The 14,427-nt window shown below is 41.6% G+C and carries 18 protein-coding genes; 13 read left to right on the top strand and 5 right to left on the bottom strand.

What is annotated here, in order from left to right; all coding sequences use genetic code 11:
• Nucleotides 1-180 precede the first annotated feature (180 nt).
• The 3 genes from modA (at nt 181) to IQ274_RS01720 (ending at nt 2,518) form a co-directional block, all read left to right on the top strand.
• Entirely contained in the window at nt 181-1,035 is an 855-nt protein-coding gene (modA, locus tag IQ274_RS01730; protein WP_228057975.1) for a molybdate ABC transporter substrate-binding protein, read from the top strand.
• Between the two features lie 66 nt (nt 1,036-1,101).
• Nucleotides 1,102-1,695, top strand: a complete 594-nt coding sequence (locus IQ274_RS01725; protein ID WP_190935428.1) for a DUF642 domain-containing protein — start codon at nt 1,102-1,104, stop codon at nt 1,693-1,695.
• 157 nt (nt 1,696-1,852) lie between these two features.
• On the top strand, nt 1,853-2,518 hold the full coding sequence (locus IQ274_RS01720) for a PEP-CTERM sorting domain-containing protein (protein ID WP_193867178.1): 666 nt from the start codon (nt 1,853-1,855) through the stop codon (nt 2,516-2,518).
• 105 nt (nt 2,519-2,623) lie between these two features.
• Here IQ274_RS01720 and IQ274_RS01715 read toward each other — a convergent pair whose 3' ends face one another.
• Nucleotides 2,624-3,205, bottom strand: a complete 582-nt coding sequence (locus tag IQ274_RS01715; protein ID WP_012409079.1) for a thioredoxin family protein — start codon at nt 3,203-3,205, stop codon at nt 2,624-2,626.
• A 141-nt stretch (nt 3,206-3,346) separates the two neighbouring features.
• The gene (locus IQ274_RS01710; RefSeq protein ID WP_114083012.1) at nt 3,347-3,562 is read right to left on the bottom strand and encodes a chlorophyll a/b-binding protein; all 216 of its coding nucleotides are present in this window, start codon (nt 3,560-3,562) and stop codon (nt 3,347-3,349) included.
• Between the two features lie 204 nt (nt 3,563-3,766).
• Between IQ274_RS01710 and thyX the strand changes: the two genes are divergently transcribed.
• Nucleotides 3,767-4,489, top strand: a complete 723-nt coding sequence (gene thyX / locus IQ274_RS01705) for an FAD-dependent thymidylate synthase (RefSeq protein ID WP_163936187.1) — start codon at nt 3,767-3,769, stop codon at nt 4,487-4,489.
• Nucleotides 4,490-4,521: 32 nt separating this feature from the next.
• Entirely contained in the window at nt 4,522-5,382 is an 861-nt protein-coding gene (locus tag IQ274_RS01700; protein ID WP_193867177.1) for an Rpn family recombination-promoting nuclease/putative transposase, read from the top strand.
• A gap of 141 nt (nt 5,383-5,523) precedes the next feature.
• On the opposite strand, the gene dcd is transcribed toward IQ274_RS01700, so the two are convergent.
• The gene (gene dcd / locus IQ274_RS01695; protein WP_175586937.1) at nt 5,524-6,093 is read right to left on the bottom strand and encodes a dCTP deaminase; all 570 of its coding nucleotides are present in this window, start codon (nt 6,091-6,093) and stop codon (nt 5,524-5,526) included.
• Between the two features lie 92 nt (nt 6,094-6,185).
• Entirely contained in the window at nt 6,186-6,722 is a 537-nt protein-coding gene (locus IQ274_RS01690; RefSeq protein ID WP_012409074.1) for a P-loop NTPase family protein, read from the bottom strand.
• Between the two features lie 342 nt (nt 6,723-7,064).
• Here IQ274_RS01690 and IQ274_RS01685 point away from each other — a divergent pair, with 342 nt between their 5' ends.
• The 8 genes from IQ274_RS01685 (at nt 7,065) to IQ274_RS01655 (ending at nt 12,223) form a co-directional block, all read left to right on the top strand.
• Nucleotides 7,065-7,688: an adenylate kinase family protein gene (locus IQ274_RS01685; RefSeq protein WP_193867176.1), complete on the top strand. Its 624-nt coding sequence runs from the start codon at nt 7,065-7,067 to the stop codon at nt 7,686-7,688.
• 186 nt (nt 7,689-7,874) lie between these two features.
• Complete coding sequence (gene rph / locus IQ274_RS01680) at nt 7,875-8,618, top strand: ribonuclease PH (protein ID WP_193867175.1); 744 nt, start codon at nt 7,875-7,877, stop codon at nt 8,616-8,618.
• A gap of 272 nt (nt 8,619-8,890) precedes the next feature.
• Complete coding sequence (gene pgl / locus IQ274_RS01675) at nt 8,891-9,613, top strand: 6-phosphogluconolactonase (RefSeq protein WP_163936201.1); 723 nt, start codon at nt 8,891-8,893, stop codon at nt 9,611-9,613.
• A gap of 260 nt (nt 9,614-9,873) precedes the next feature.
• Nucleotides 9,874-10,749 (top strand): FHA domain-containing protein, encoded by an 876-nt coding sequence (locus tag IQ274_RS01670; RefSeq protein ID WP_163932393.1) that lies wholly within the window; start codon nt 9,874-9,876, stop codon nt 10,747-10,749.
• 76 nt (nt 10,750-10,825) lie between these two features.
• On the top strand, nt 10,826-10,957 hold the full coding sequence (locus IQ274_RS37200; RefSeq protein ID WP_265578505.1) for a hypothetical protein: 132 nt from the start codon (nt 10,826-10,828) through the stop codon (nt 10,955-10,957).
• Nucleotides 10,958-11,025: 68 nt separating this feature from the next.
• Complete coding sequence (locus tag IQ274_RS01665; RefSeq protein WP_193867174.1) at nt 11,026-11,769, top strand: M50 family metallopeptidase; 744 nt, start codon at nt 11,026-11,028, stop codon at nt 11,767-11,769.
• The gene (locus IQ274_RS01660; RefSeq protein WP_163932404.1) at nt 11,769-11,954 is read left to right on the top strand and encodes a hypothetical protein; all 186 of its coding nucleotides are present in this window, start codon (nt 11,769-11,771) and stop codon (nt 11,952-11,954) included. The genes IQ274_RS01665 and IQ274_RS01660 overlap by 1 nt, the downstream gene beginning before the upstream one ends.
• A 2-nt stretch (nt 11,955-11,956) precedes the next feature.
• Nucleotides 11,957-12,223: a hypothetical protein gene (locus IQ274_RS01655; RefSeq protein WP_193867173.1), complete on the top strand. Its 267-nt coding sequence runs from the start codon at nt 11,957-11,959 to the stop codon at nt 12,221-12,223.
• Here IQ274_RS01655 and IQ274_RS01650 read toward each other — a convergent pair.
• The gene (locus IQ274_RS01650; protein WP_193867172.1) at nt 12,220-14,028 is read right to left on the bottom strand and encodes a ShlB/FhaC/HecB family hemolysin secretion/activation protein; all 1,809 of its coding nucleotides are present in this window, start codon (nt 14,026-14,028) and stop codon (nt 12,220-12,222) included. The two genes, IQ274_RS01655 and IQ274_RS01650, sit on opposite strands and share 4 nt — an antisense overlap.
• Nucleotides 14,029-14,427 lie beyond the last annotated feature (399 nt).

Here is a 14,427-nt window from a genome sequence, read left to right as displayed (position 1 = left end):
TGCGAGTCCGTTTGTTTATTTCCAGAATTTTTAGTGCGTAGCAATTACGTCAAAACTCTCTCTAAATGAGATTTATCCATATCCTCTGCATTCAGTGCAGTTGATTTCTGTTGTCTGTATGTAATGTATTTATGTCAAAAATGACACATTCAGCTAATATTTCCCCAAACTATAACTTTCATGAACAGAAGAAGACTTATTGCTTGGATAGCTACAGCAGTTACCAGCATGATGTTGGTAATAGGCTTTCAATTTGTCCATTTATCGCCAGCAAGCTCCACAACCACACTTAACGTGTATGCGGCTGTCAGCTTAACAAACGCACTGAATGCAATTAAAACCCAATTCCAAAATGCTAACCCGACTATCAACATTGTTTATACATTTGGAGCTTCTGGTACCTTGCTGAGTCAAATACAAGCAGGAGCCCCAGCAGATATTTTCATTTCAGCTGCTACCGACCAAATAGATGTCTTGCAGAATGCAAGCCCAAGTAAGTTGGTAGCAGGTAGCCGTAAAAACGTTGTCAGAAATCGTCTAGTCTTGATTGCCCCTACGACACCTCCTGTTAGTGCTGGTAGCGCTGCTCTCACCAGCTTCAATGGTTTGACCAATGCCAATATTACTGGTATTGCCATAGGTGACTATACAGGTACTCCTCCACTTGTGCCAGCAGGAAATTATACCAAACAAGTTCTCACTAGCCGGGGTATTTTCACTACTCTCAACCCTAAGTTATACCTTGCTAGCAATGTGCGTAACGTTTTAACTGCTGTTGAAAATAAAACTCTTGTAGTTGGAGGTGTAAATAAAACTATCGATGCAGGTGCAGTTTACAAAACTGATGCTGCTCTTTCTAACAAAGTAAGAGTTGTAGAAACTGCTCTAACAACAGAGAGCAATCCGATTGTCTATCCATTGGGTATACTCACCAGAACTACAGTTTTAACGACCGCACAGAGTTTTTCTAACTACTTAACTGGTACTACTGCTCAGAATATTTTCAAAAATAATTATGGGTTTCTTGCGCCTTAATTACCACAAAGTAAATCAATTAAGTAGTCGTTGTCGTGAATTTTGAACTATTTGGAGTAATATCTCGTGAAGTTCACTAAAAAACTCTCAATTATTGTTTGTAGTTTGACCACTGCCTTTCTTCATACTGCTGTGCTTACCAATACTTATAAATCGACAGCACAAGCGGAAGGACAAGAACTGATTAACAACGGGGGATTTGAAATAGATCCTCTCGCAGATATTAATGATCCCAACATTTTAAACTCTAATGTTACAGGATGGGTTAAATCTGGCGATCCAACAGCTGCATCTGGTGTTACGATTAGCAACTTTCCTCATACTGGTAATCAAGGTTTATCGCTTGGTGCATTTTCAAGTATTGCTTACATATCACAGACTATCCCTACAGTTCCTGGTCAACACTATCAACTTACTTACTATTTAGCATCCATAGAGGAAGCACCCAATCTTGATAATAAACTTCACGTATTTGTAAATGGTGAGAAGGTTTCTTCCAAAAAGAATATTGCCTACCAAGCCTACACAGAATACAAGTTAGATTTTGAAGCGGAAGGAACATCTACAGAGATAAAGTTTGGTTCTCTAGCCAAGTATGCATTTTTATATTTGGATGATGTGAGTGTCAAAGCAGCACCTGAAGATGAAGGACAACAATGAACTATAGGTCAAAATGTAAGCTGCTTCATCACCTTAGAGGATATTTGTAAAGTATTAGGTTGTATCAAGATCCCCCCCATTAAGCCTTATAAGGGGGATCTGAAGATATTTGATGCATTACGTTGTTGTGATTTTGAATTATTTGGAGTCAAGTTTGATGAATTTAACCAAAAAACTCTCAATTATTGTTTTTAGTGTTACTACTACCTTAGCTAGCACAGCTGTGATTACCAATATTTATAATACAGCAGCACAAGCAGTAGAACTTGTTAGGAACGGAAGCTTTGAACTTGATCCTCTCGTAGATCCTAACAACCCCAATGTTCCAAATCCTAATATTACAGACTGGATCAAATCTGGCGATCCGATCGATACATCAGGGATTAGAATTAACAATTTTCCTCAGTATGAGAGTGGTAATCAAGGTTTATCGATTGGTTCGTTTGTAAATCCTGCTTATATATCCCAGAATTTAGCTACAACTATCGGTAGTAACTATAATCTCAGTTTCTTTTTAGGAACAGACGAAGATAGCAGTCAAGTTGATAACATATTTCAGGCATTTGTCGATGGAAATAAAGTCTTTGATAAAATAAATACTATAAATGTTGCTGGAAGTCCTTTCACACAATATGACTTGAATTTTTTGGCAACAAAATCATCTACAGAGTTAAAGTTGGGTGGTAGAGCTAGCTATGGTTTTTTATACTTAGATAATGTGAGTGTAAAATCTCTGTCTGTGCCTGAGCCATCAAGTCTTGGAGGAATAGCAATTGCTGGCTTGTTGGGAATATGGCTGAAGAAAAAAAGACAATTAGCTTGAAAGAATAGCCCTTTTTTGTCACTCTCGGAAAACAAAAGAGCGATCGCTATACAATCTTAATCCGGTGTTGCCGGATCGGATATGAATAAGCTGATGTAGCCGCTTTTAACCAAAATAACTGGGTTGGTTTCCGGGTTTCCATTTAATATTGCAACCAACACTCGGCTTTTGGTCGCTTGTAACAGGTTTGCCTGCCAGCACTGCTTCAATGGCTGCGCGTAAATCTGCACCTGTTACAGGTTTACCATTACTGGGACGGCTATCATCTAATTGTCCCCGATAAACAAGTTTGCGTTGCTCATCAAATACAAAAAAATCAGGTGTGCAAGCTGCTGTGTAAGCTTTTGCCGTCTCCTGACTCTCGTCGTAGCATAAGGTAAAATTAAACCCTTGTTCGGTGGCAAATGCTTGTAACGACTCTGGTGCATCATCGGGATAATTCTTGGCATCGTTAGCACTGATGGCAACGATCGCTAAATCACTTGTAAAATAATCTTTTCCTAACTGCACTAATTCTTGTTGGATGTGTTTTACAAATGGGCAATGCCGACAAATAAACATCACCAACAGCGCTTTTTTATCTGCAAAGGTAGAAAGCGAAGTTGCCTTTCCAGATACCACTTCAGGTAGATTAAAATCTGGTGCTTTTGTGCCTAATGGCAACATTGTTGAAGCAGTTAAAGCCATAGTTCACCTAATATTTTTACGCTAATAAGGGCTTTTGCTATCAGTATATTCACTCTAGCACTAAGCTTTCCATAAAAGAAGAGACGGTAAATCTACCGTCTCTTAATATTTATTGAGAATTACGTTATAAAAAATTAGTTTTTACAGATTTGCCAAAACACCAACAATACCGTGTCCTGTGAATACTTCTAATGCTATCAGGGAAACAAAACCAATCATTGCTAAACGACCGTTGAGCATTTCTGCATAGGGAGTGAAACCAGTGCGATCGCCTTGCTCGTCTATATAAACTTTTGGCTCGATTGCAAAGTTGTTCAGTTTGCCTTGGTCGTCAATTATAGCAGTGCTTGTACGCATGGATTTTTCCCTGTTTTCTCTTTATGTAAACAACTGTAACAAAATTATTAATATTTGTAAAGTATATTAATCTGATTGATCAAGTAAAAACCCAAGCCAAAGAAGAGATATGATGATGGATTGAGTTCAAAGCCATGTCTAAGCAACAGGCTCCGCTCCTTATTTGTAAGCACCTTCAGTCATAAATCCATTCCCCAACAGCTAATGCATCGATTTCGAGTAGAGGTTATTGCCAAAACGCCAAACCCGCAGCAAGTGATTTATGCAGCGATGCACCAGGACTATACCGATGGGTTCGTGTTTGATGAGCGCGACTCTTGGCCCTCGGAGTCACAAAGCGGCGAAGTTATTGTTAAGCGACTTTTAGCGGGTGAGAGGGGACACTATGGGCCTCTAGAGCATCCCCAAATTGTTTTCAACTGTGGCTACTTTCCCCACAGTGTCATGCAGCAGGCTCGTACACATCGTGTAGGAGTATCATTTGATGTTCAGTCTTTTAGGTACACAGGCAACCAATTTATTGATGTACTAGAAGGTAAGAAAGATATAGAAGATGTTTTTTACCTACGCCCTGTTGGTTATTACACTGATAGACAAGGCAAAAAATACCATTATTCACCAGAGCAACGAGCAGCAGATTTGGAGTGGTGTTTGGAAGCAGCTAAACGATATCAAGCTGATTTTGAGGCTGGAATGTCTGAAGAACACGCAAGGGGTAAAGTACCTTTTGATTATCGCCAGCATTTTGTAGTTAGTTTCAATTTAAGGTCTTTCTTGCATTTTTGTGACCTGAGAAATAAGAAAGATGCTCAACTTGAAATTCAGAAGTTGTGTGAAATGATGTGGCCTCACTTTGAAGATTGGGCACCTGCGATCGCACAATGGTATGAAAAACAGCGTCTGGGTAAGGCCAGACTTGCACCATAATCATTAGAATAAAAAATTAATAAAATGCTTTCATGCGTCGAGACTCAATATTTTACAAACTGTTTCAACAGTCTCCCACATTACTCTTTGAACTGTTGACAAATCCTCCAAATAATGTAGATAGTTATCGTTTTGATTCAGTCGCAGTCAAAGAACCAAAATTTGAAATTGATGGAGTATTTCTACCGCCTGAAAGTGATGGCGTTGGAGTTGTATATTTTTGCGAGGTTCAGTTCCAGAAAGATGAACAACTTTATGAAAGAGTATGGGCTGAATCTTCGTTATATTTCTATCGCAACCGTGTCAGATTTAGCGACTGGCAAGCAGTGATAATTTACCCGTCGCGCAGTATCGAACAAAGCGATATTCATCCTCATCGTTCATTACTGAACGGTGAACAAATACATCGGGTATACTTAGATGAGTTAGGTGATATTCGTCAATTACCTATATGGGTAGCGTTGATGGTATTAACTACAGTGGATGAAGAACAAGCGCCAGAAGAAGCAAGGTATTTGTTAACAAGAACCAATCAAGAAGCGCTATTACCATCGAGTCGCGCCATAATTGAATTAATTACGACGATCATGGTGTACAGATTTGAACAATTAACCCAAGCGGAGGTAGAGTCTATGCTAGGAATCACGCTTAAGGAAACGCGAGTTTACCGAGAAATTAAGGAAGAAGGACGTGAGGAAGGACGTGAAGAAGGACGTGAGGAAGCAACAGCTAATCTCATTCTCCGACAATTAACTAAGCGATTTGGGGAACTTTCTGAGGAAATACGCTCCTCCATTTCTGGTTTACCTTTGCCTGTTCTGGAAGATTTGAGTGAAGCACTGTTAGATTTTACTAGTTTGGCCGATTTACAGGTTTGGCTAGAAGCGCGATGAAAAAATGGCCCTAAGCCAAGCCCAACGGTAAACGCAATTACCCTCTAGATACATCTGCAATCAAATTATTACTAGCACTGCAATTGGTGAATAGATTTAAGTTCTATATTTTGTGTAAGGTTTTTTTAGATATCATTCAGTCTAAATACGAGCCAAAGTCACAATTTCTTGCTGATCCTGATATTTTCCCTGGCGTGCTTCGTAACTAATAGCGCAGGGTTCACCTTCTAAAAATAGTAATTGCACCACGCCTTCATTAGCGTAAATGCGACAGTCAGCACTAGAAGAATTAGAAAATTCTAAAGTTAAATGACCTCGCCATGCAGCTTCAGCAGGCGTTAAATTTGCAATTATGCCACATCTTGCATAAGTTGATTTACCTATGCAAATTACTGTAATATTCTCAGGAACCTCCAGCTTTTCTAGAGCAACCCCAAGTCCATAGGAATGAGCAGGTAAAATAAAGTAACTGCCACTAGTATCAGTATGCAATGCTGTTGGCTCTAAATTATCGGGATTAAAGTTTTTGGGATCAACTACAGTTCCGGGAATGTGTCGAAAAATGCGGAACTCTGCCGGGGAAAGGCGTATATCGTAACCATAAGAAGACAAACCGTAGCTAATTACAGGCTGAACCGCTACAGACTCATCTTTTTGCACTTTTCGGATTAGGCTTGGCTCAAAGGGCGAAATCAAGCCCTGTTGAGCCATTTCAGTAATCCAGATATCGTTCTTAATCACAAGTTCGTTGCTAACGTTAATTCAAACAGACTCGATATATTAGCACGAACTGAGTACTTTGTTTAGGGTCGATAACTTCGACGGATTTCTGTAATTTGATCTGCTACATCCAAGAGAGATTTGGGCATTTCTGGCCCTGTGAGAATAATATCCACGTGGGGAGGGCGTTTTGCCAGAAACGCTAAAACTTCGGTTTCAGGAATTAAACCAAAGTTAATCGCCAAACTTAACTCATCTAAGACCACGAGAGAATACTTGCTCTCACATACTACTTGTTGTGTATATTGCCACAGCTTTTGTAAGGCTTGATTTTCCGTATCGTCTAAATGTGGTGTATCGATACAACGAGGCAAATCGCAGCGAATCCAATCTAAATTTTGCCCTAATTGTATGGGTCGATCGTGTCCTTGACGAATGCCTCCTTTGAGGAACTGCACGATTAATACTGACGTTCCTTGTCCAGCTATTCTAAGTGATTGAGCTATAACGCTCGTGAAAAAATTACGATGTGAGCTAGTGAAAACTTGCACTAGTCCTTCAACTGGATATGGCAAGGTAAGGGTTGAATTGATGCTTTGAGTTTCTAGCTGGGCAACCATAGGGTTAAGTTCAAAAAGATACAATAATTAAGTTTCTTTGCTGTCAGTAATTAGTACAAATCTGCCTGTATAATCAATCTGTTTTCACAGGTGTGGTGGATTTGACAAATTGCATTATTAGTCAAACACTACGTTTGTGTGTAAGTCAAGAGTTGTTTTTATTTAAATTTACGTCTTTTCACTGTAAATATTTGTAGAAATTAGAACATAAAAGTTACAGTTACAATTATTTAAAAAGGCTGAGAATAACGTCTGAAAATCCCTAGATGTTAGATTTTTCGGTTGTTTGGGCAAAACAGACTTAGCAAGTAGTAAATTTGACAGCATGAGGAGTGAATTGTTGTGAGATTGGTGATTCTGGGAGGTTCAGGATCGGGGAAAAGCACTCAAGCACAAAGGCTTGGCAGATACTTTGATATTCCTCTGATTTCTACAGGTGAGATTTTACGGGAAGCAATATCTGGCAATCAGCCCCTGCCGGAATTGCGATGGTCAGAAGCCGATCCCCGGACTTCTCTTTCGGTTTACGCTAGTCTAAATGAACTAGGTTATCATGCACTGCCCTACATACAAAAAGGGGAGTTAGTTCCAGACGAAATGATCGTTGATTTGATCAGACTTCGCCTCAGACAACCAGATATAAACTGCGATTGGGTCTTAGAGGGTTATCCTCGTACTGCCTTCCAAGCTGAGGAATTAGATTTTTTATTGGACGATTTAGGGCAAAAGCTAGATTGGGCAATTTATCTCCAAGTTCCAGAAGCAGTAATGGTTAGTCGATCCTTGGGGCGATCGCTACCAGATGACCAACCCGAAATCGTGCAGCGCCGTGTAGAATTATTCTACGATCGCACCATTCCAATCCTAGAATATTACGACCGTCGCCGCTGCCTATTGACCATCAACGGCGACCAATCACCAGAGATGGTGCAGCAAAATATTTTGACTCTACTTTCAGTTCCTTGATGAGTACTTCGTGCTGAGTACTGAGCCCTGAGTGCTGAGTCCTGAGTGGGGAATCTCACTTCTTTACTCAGCACGGGCTAAACCTTAGCTATCCGCTAACGGAACTGTTTTGCCCAATGCCCAAAAAGATGATTTACAACACTAAGGTAATCTTAAGGCAGTATTGTAAAACTTGAGGCAATTCTAATGGCTTGGCAGCGTCCTGATGGTCGGATTCCCTACGAACTACGTCCGATTAGCTTTCACCCCAGTTTCACCCGCTTTGCCCCCGGTTCTGTTCTTGCAAGATGCGGTGATACGCAAGTACTTTGTACCGTTAGCGTTAATAAGGGAGTCCCGAAGTTTCTCGAAGGAAGTGGTAAAGGCTGGTTAACTGCTGAGTACCGAATGTTACCATCTGCCACTCAAAAACGCCAAGAAAGGGAATTATTGAAATTATCTGGACGGACGCAAGAAATTCAACGTTTAATTGGGCGCAGCTTACGTGCAGCAGTGGATTTTGAGGCACTGGGAGAACGCACGCTAACTGTGGATGCTGATGTCTTGCAAGCAGATGCTGGAACTAGAACAACAGCGATTACAGGCTCCTTTGTGGCGTTGGCTCATGCGATTTCTAAATTGTTGCAGGAAGGCGTGTTAGAGCGATCGCCTCTGTGTGGACAGGTAGCAGCAGTTTCCGTAGGATTACTGGAGGGAGAGCCATTTTTGGATCTTAATTACATCGAAGATGTGGCTGCAACAGTAGACTTTAACGTGGTGATGAATCAACACCTGGGAATCATTGAAGTCCAAGGAACAGCCGAAGAAGGCAGCTTTAGCCGCACTCAGTTGGATCATCTGCTAGATGTTGCCCAAAAAGGAATTCAGGAATTGTTAATTGCCCAGCGTGAAGCGATCGCTGATTGGGAAGCATTGTTTGTGATTAATTAGTTTTATTAATTTTTAATAAGAATTAATAAATGTATCCTCTGTGGTGTAAATCAACAAAGTATCAAGTAACTGGGTGTAAATAAAAATAATTATGAGAGTAGTTAGTAGTTAGTACGACTGACTACTGACAACTTACCATTGAAGGTGATAAGGTGGTCAACGTTTTTCAAGCCTACTTAATCCATGATGTTAAATGTTTCAAAAGTTAAAAAGGAGGATTGTAATAAGTTCGGTATGGTATTGCTGGAAGCCAGCAATATGATGATGAAGCCATGAGCAAAACCGTTGAAGTTCTACCGGATCAGCCGGCGCTGGTTGCACGAGCGCTAGAATTAATTCTGTCTAAGTTAGAAACTGCTATTGAGAAGCGAGGGCGGTTTACCATCGCCTTATCTGGCGGCAGTACACCTAAACCGTTATACGAAGCGATCGCTACTCAAAAACTGCCTTGGGATAAAATTCATGTATTCTGGGGAGATGAACGTTACGTACCACCAGATCACCCCGATAGCAATGAACTGATGACGCGTCGTGCATGGCTAGATCGTGTTGATATCCCAGCAGCTAACATTCACCCCGTACCAACTTTAGAAGCCAATCCAGAACTCGCGGCTGCAAAGTATGAACAACATCTCAAAGAATTTTTCAATTCTTCTGGGGTAGAGTTTCCCGCCTTGGATGTAGTATTACTAGGAATGGGTGATGATGCACATACTGCATCTTTGTTTCCCCACACAGAGGCTCTCAAAGTACGCGATCGCCTGGTGACTGTAGGTAACAAAGACGGAAACCCCAGAATAAGTTTCACATACCCCTTCATCAACTCTGCTCTCAATGTGATTTTTCTGGTTGCTGGTGCTAATAAACGCCCAGCTTTGGCACAAGTCTTTGCACCTGTCGCCGATGACTTCGCTTACCCATCCCGCTTAATTCGGCCCCAAGGTGAACTTTGGTGGCTGCTGGATGCGGCAGCAGGTTCGGAACTTCAACATTAAACTTGGGGATTGGGGAATGGGGAATGGGGAATGGGGAATAGGAAATGGGGACAAGGGGAAAGACTTGTTGTAAGTTCTAAACTTTTGTCACCTTGTCCTTTTGTCCTCTTGTCCCTCTGCCCCCTTCCCCCTTCCCTGTGTCCACTCCTCCCTTCCCCGTATCAAATCGGCAGTAATTGCTAGAATCTAAAGCTAGGGCCGCCCTCTGCTTGCCAGTCCTACCTATATTTATGATGATCTTGAACAAAGGCTAAATATCGATGATCGTCTGCCCTAATTGCAATCATCCCAACCCTGATGGTGCTGTCCAATGCGAAGCTTGCTATACACCGTTGCCCGCGACTACTAACTGTCCTAGTTGTGGGGCAAGTGTGCAGGCAGATGCTGCATTCTGTGGACAGTGTGGCTGTAACCTTCACTCCGCAGGAGTTCCACATGTTCATAGTTCGGTAGCTACAACAGTTACTCCCGATGTTCCTGTGGAAGTACCACCGTTAGTTCCACCCGATCCTCTGTTAGAACTTTTACAACCAGATGCTTTGGGAATGAGCGGTTCTACTAACTCTCATCCTCCCAGTTCATCTTTACCAGCAACAGAGGTAGCAGCTCCCCCAGTAGCTCCCCCAGAGGCAGCTGTTATAGAAAACAGCCCCCCAGAAGCAGAGCCAAGCGTCGCAGTACCCATAGTTTCTGGACAAAGTATTCCTACTCCACCACCGTTGGAACCATCGCCACCCTCTGAAGCGGAACTACCTCCTCCAGCTGCACCAGCACCAACTGCAACCGTTGCCAGAACGCAATTGCAGCAGGTTATAGCGCGGTTAATCCACGTTCAAACCGATCGACTAATTGAATTGCCGCAAAATCTCTCTGTGATTCATATCGGCAAGCCCAATGACCGGATTCCTCCAGATATAGACGTTTCAGGATTTCCAAATTCAGAAGTTGTCTCGCGGATTCATGCAGATATTCGTGTTGAGGGAGACGCTCACTATGTAGAAGATGTGGGAAGTTCTAATGGCACTTACATTAATAACTTGCCCCTTTTACCAGGGAATCGTCATCGATTGCGACCAGGCGATCGCATCAGTTTGGGTAAAGGAGATTTAATGACATTTCTGTTTCAACTTGCTTAACTGATTTTCCATCAACTGTGACATCAGTCTAAGCATTTTCGGCCATCCTCCGGCCTGCTTTTTGGAGGAGAAACAAATGCACCGCATTAGACGAGCGACGGATAACTATGTTGTTTTTAGTAGCGCCATAGTTTATAGCCGTCGCTTCGATGTGCGAATTGTTGCATTGTCCAGCAACTCCACTACCTCAATAATTACACTAGGATAGATAAAATACACTGCCAATTTTAAATTTTGAATTTTCCAGAAAATCTAAAATCCAAAATAGAGTGACCTATGAGGGAACCAAGTAAAAATTCTGAACCCTTGCTCACCCAAGAAGCCCCGTCAGTTGTTGAGCGTATGGGGCTAACCTGGCTAATTGCAGCAGCGATCGCAACTGCTTTACTGTGGCAAGTACCAGGAGGTGATTATATCTTATACCCATTTACAATTCTGGCAACCTGGTTCCATGAAATGGGTCACGGCTTAATGGCACTCCTATTAGGGGGACAGTTTCAAAAATTACAGATTTTTAGCAATGGTTCCGGTGTTGCAACTTATGGCATCCGGTCGTCATTGGGGCCAATTGGCCCGGCAATGGTCGCCGCCGCCGGCCCAATGGGGCCGCCTCTTGCGGGTGCAGCTTTGATTCTGGCTTCCCGTAGTTTTAAAGCAGCTTCCCTAAGTTTAAAAATATTAGGGAGTTTTTTGCTACTTTCCACATTAATTTGGATACGTTCCTGGTTTGGATTGGTGGCAATTCCCTTATTGGGTTTAATAATCTTGGGTATCGCCCTGAAAGCACCTCGCTGGGCACAGGGGTTTGCCATTCAATTTCTGGGTGTACAAGCTTGTGTAAGTACGTACCATCAACTTGATTATTTATTTAGTAGTTCTGCTGGCCCCCTTGGACTCTCTGATACAGCGCAAATGCAGCGATATTTGTTTTTACCTTACTGGTTTTGGGGCGGGTTGATGGCGATCGCATCTCTGGTGATTTTAGTCCAAAGTCTCCGCGTTGCCTATCGTTCGGAGTAATGAGTAAGAAGCACCATCAAAAGGCAATTAAATCTTTAACTCAAAGAATTACTGAACATCAAGAAAAGATTAGACTGGAATCAGAGAAGAGTTTTCCTGACGAAGGTTTAATTAAGCATTGGGAAAAAGAGATTCGTGCTTTTGACAAGGCAATGCAACAAGCGCGTAAAAGATTGGGACAATAAATATGCAGATTAGCGATCGCCCTCTTGCAGTCACGAATTCAACCCTTAGTAACTTGATTGCTGAATTAGGTACAGAGTGCCTGAAAGTACAAGCATTAGTTAACCAGTTACAGTTAACTAGTTTAACTGCTAACCAACAAGCTGAAATTCTCGCAGAACTCTTAGCTGCTGCGGTTCATCTACATAGTCATTGTGACGAAGATTTTCAAACGCTAATTGCTGAAGAAATGGAGAATTTACCAGATCATGAGGATCTCAAAGATGATTAAGGACTGTAAGTGAGACTGAAGTGCAAGCCATCGTCCTGAAGACTACCGCTTGGCTTTTCTATATCTACAAAGGGAATGCCATAATCAATTCGGATGTTAAAATTCCGCATTGGCTGCCATAGCAATCCTAAACCTGCACTAGCCAAAAATAGATTGTTAACATTACCCGTTTTATTCCAGACTTGGCCTAAATCAACAAAAGGGGCAAGTTGCAAAATAGGGACTCTTTCACCATTACGTAATATAGGAATTCGACCTTCTACTGATAGCCGATATCCATTGTCTCCAGAACGAGCATTTTGACGGTAGCCTCGAAGCGATTGACCACCACCAATAAAAAATTCATAGAATGGCGGTACATCATCTGGTGTCAGTTGTACATCTGCTTGGACTATCAATAAATTGTCATTACCCAATTGTTGAACCCGTTGCACCTGACCTAACCAACTGAAAAAGCTTCCATTCTGATTTGGTTCAGAACTAACTGTAGCATCGAAGATATCTAAGCCAAAGCTAAATTGAGATTGTATCGCCCAAGCTCCTTGAGTGTCACGACGAGTATAATCTTGACCAAACTTCAGAACACGGGTGCGGCTAGGTTCAGTATTCACGCCAATGCCATCAAAGGTAAAAGATCCATTGCTCCCCTGAAAGGCAAAGGCTGTAGACAAAGCAAACTCTTCTTTTAGCGATCGCACTAACGGCTGACGATAACTGATTTCATAGAAATCCAAGCTACCTTTTATATCAGAAAATGGCTGTATGGGAGCAGGATTGACCAACTTGTTGTTGTTTGGTGCTGCACGAAATTGTACAGTCCCATTCATTGGATTGAGCGGTACGCGATAGGTGAAATCATATACGTTAGATGCAGCCCGATCAAAATCGTCAAAGTTCAGTCCAAAGTTGTAAGAGGCAGTAATTTCATCGCCAATTCCGGTTAAGTTGCGGTAACGCAGAAAAACCCCAGCCCTTTCTGGAGCAATGCTAGGTGGCGAGTAATTATCTACACTAAAAACACTTTCAAAGGACTTTGCCTCATCTACTCGGATGGTGAGAATACTCTCACCTAAGTTAGAACCAGCGCTTAAGCTAGCATCTATATTGTCAAATAGAGGATCGATGCGGAGTAGTCTTAGTTGTTCTTCTAACTTATTTGAATTCAGGGGTTTTCCGATTCCTAAACGCACGCGGCTACTTACATAGTCACGATTCAATCGCCTGGTTCCCTCAATCCGAATTTTCTCTAAACGACCTTCAATAACTCGGATTTGAACTACTCCATCAGTAATCACCTGATTGACTAAGACTGCTCTTGAGGTAATGTAGCCTTTGTTCAAATACAGTTGAGTAATTGCATCGGCTGCCTTCTGTAGTTCTTCTAGATTGACAGAGCGTCCTTCTAAAGGTTGCACAATCGATTTGATTTCTTGTGGAGTAAAGATAGTGCTACCAACAACGTTGACTTTACGAACCAAAATAAGCACATTTGGTTGAGACGGTTGTGTTTCTAGAGTTGGAGGAGTCAGAATTGGCTCTTTTTGTTCTGGTAGTGGCGTTGGTTCTGGTAGGGGTTGCGGAAAGCGATCACGGTTGGGATCAGGTCTTGGATTGACTGTTGGTGCAGGCTGGTTTTGAGCTATCTCTACCGTATCTGCGGTTGGCGTAATACTTGGTATGGCAGTTGAACTGCTGGAAGCTGCGTAACTTGGCAACAACCAAGCAAGTGCCATTGCACTTGGAAATGTCAACTTCCACCAAGACAACACATTTACCACACTCCAACACACAGAGTCTTTGTTCATATCAATGTTTTTCCTAAAAAATTAAGTTATACGTTGTATTTTTGTAGCAACAACTATATAAGTGCTAACACTTAATAGATACGTTTTAAAATTTACTTATACCAGATAGAGTTTACTCTCATTTGCTTTTATTTACATTTTGTAATCAATGAAGTATAGTAAATACACTATCATATTTAATAACTTTTAATTAACTAAACTCAGTGGTTCCCGAAATTCATTGCAATTATGATTAGGTTACAGATTTTCACAAAATATTGAAATATCGGCTGAATTACCTGTTATGTCCATTGATAACCAGATATTTGCTATCAAACAACAGTGTTCTAAAAACTACATTAGTATTTGGCAGGTGTTGAGCTAAGGCGACTGTATTTTTTCAAGCATACTAGTAAGACA

The organism is Nostoc sp. LEGE 12447 (assembly GCF_015206985.1).
Lineage (GTDB): Bacteria > Cyanobacteriota > Cyanobacteriia > Cyanobacteriales > Nostocaceae > Nostoc.
This window is presented reverse-complemented; position numbering and strand designations above follow the sequence as displayed.

Excerpts from the sequence above, each read along its gene's own strand:
- modA (WP_228057975.1), top strand. The coding sequence starts at position 181 with ATGAACAGAAGAAGACTTATTGCTTGGATAGCTACAGCAGTTACCAGC.
- IQ274_RS01720 (WP_193867178.1), top strand. The coding sequence starts at position 1,853 with ATGAATTTAACCAAAAAACTCTCAATTATTGTTTTTAGTGTTACTACT.
- IQ274_RS01715 (WP_012409079.1), bottom strand. The coding sequence starts at position 3,205 with ATGGCTTTAACTGCTTCAACAATGTTGCCATTAGGCACAAAAGCACCA.
- IQ274_RS01710 (WP_114083012.1), bottom strand. The coding sequence starts at position 3,562 with ATGCGTACAAGCACTGCTATAATTGACGACCAAGGCAAACTGAACAAC.
- thyX (WP_163936187.1), top strand. The coding sequence starts at position 3,767 with ATGCATCGATTTCGAGTAGAGGTTATTGCCAAAACGCCAAACCCGCAG.
- IQ274_RS01700 (WP_193867177.1), top strand. The coding sequence starts at position 4,522 with ATGCGTCGAGACTCAATATTTTACAAACTGTTTCAACAGTCTCCCACA.
- dcd (WP_175586937.1), bottom strand. The coding sequence starts at position 6,093 with ATGGCTCAACAGGGCTTGATTTCGCCCTTTGAGCCAAGCCTAATCCGA.
- IQ274_RS01690 (WP_012409074.1), bottom strand. The coding sequence starts at position 6,722 with ATGGTTGCCCAGCTAGAAACTCAAAGCATCAATTCAACCCTTACCTTG.
- rph (WP_193867175.1), top strand. The coding sequence starts at position 7,875 with ATGGCTTGGCAGCGTCCTGATGGTCGGATTCCCTACGAACTACGTCCG.
- pgl (WP_163936201.1), top strand. The coding sequence starts at position 8,891 with ATGAGCAAAACCGTTGAAGTTCTACCGGATCAGCCGGCGCTGGTTGCA.
- IQ274_RS01670 (WP_163932393.1), top strand. The coding sequence starts at position 9,874 with ATGATCGTCTGCCCTAATTGCAATCATCCCAACCCTGATGGTGCTGTC.
- IQ274_RS37200 (WP_265578505.1), top strand. The coding sequence starts at position 10,826 with ATGCACCGCATTAGACGAGCGACGGATAACTATGTTGTTTTTAGTAGC.
- IQ274_RS01665 (WP_193867174.1), top strand. The coding sequence starts at position 11,026 with ATGAGGGAACCAAGTAAAAATTCTGAACCCTTGCTCACCCAAGAAGCC.
- IQ274_RS01660 (WP_163932404.1), top strand. The coding sequence starts at position 11,769 with ATGAGTAAGAAGCACCATCAAAAGGCAATTAAATCTTTAACTCAAAGA.
- IQ274_RS01655 (WP_193867173.1), top strand. The coding sequence starts at position 11,957 with ATGCAGATTAGCGATCGCCCTCTTGCAGTCACGAATTCAACCCTTAGT.
- IQ274_RS01650 (WP_193867172.1), bottom strand. The coding sequence starts at position 14,028 with ATGAACAAAGACTCTGTGTGTTGGAGTGTGGTAAATGTGTTGTCTTGG.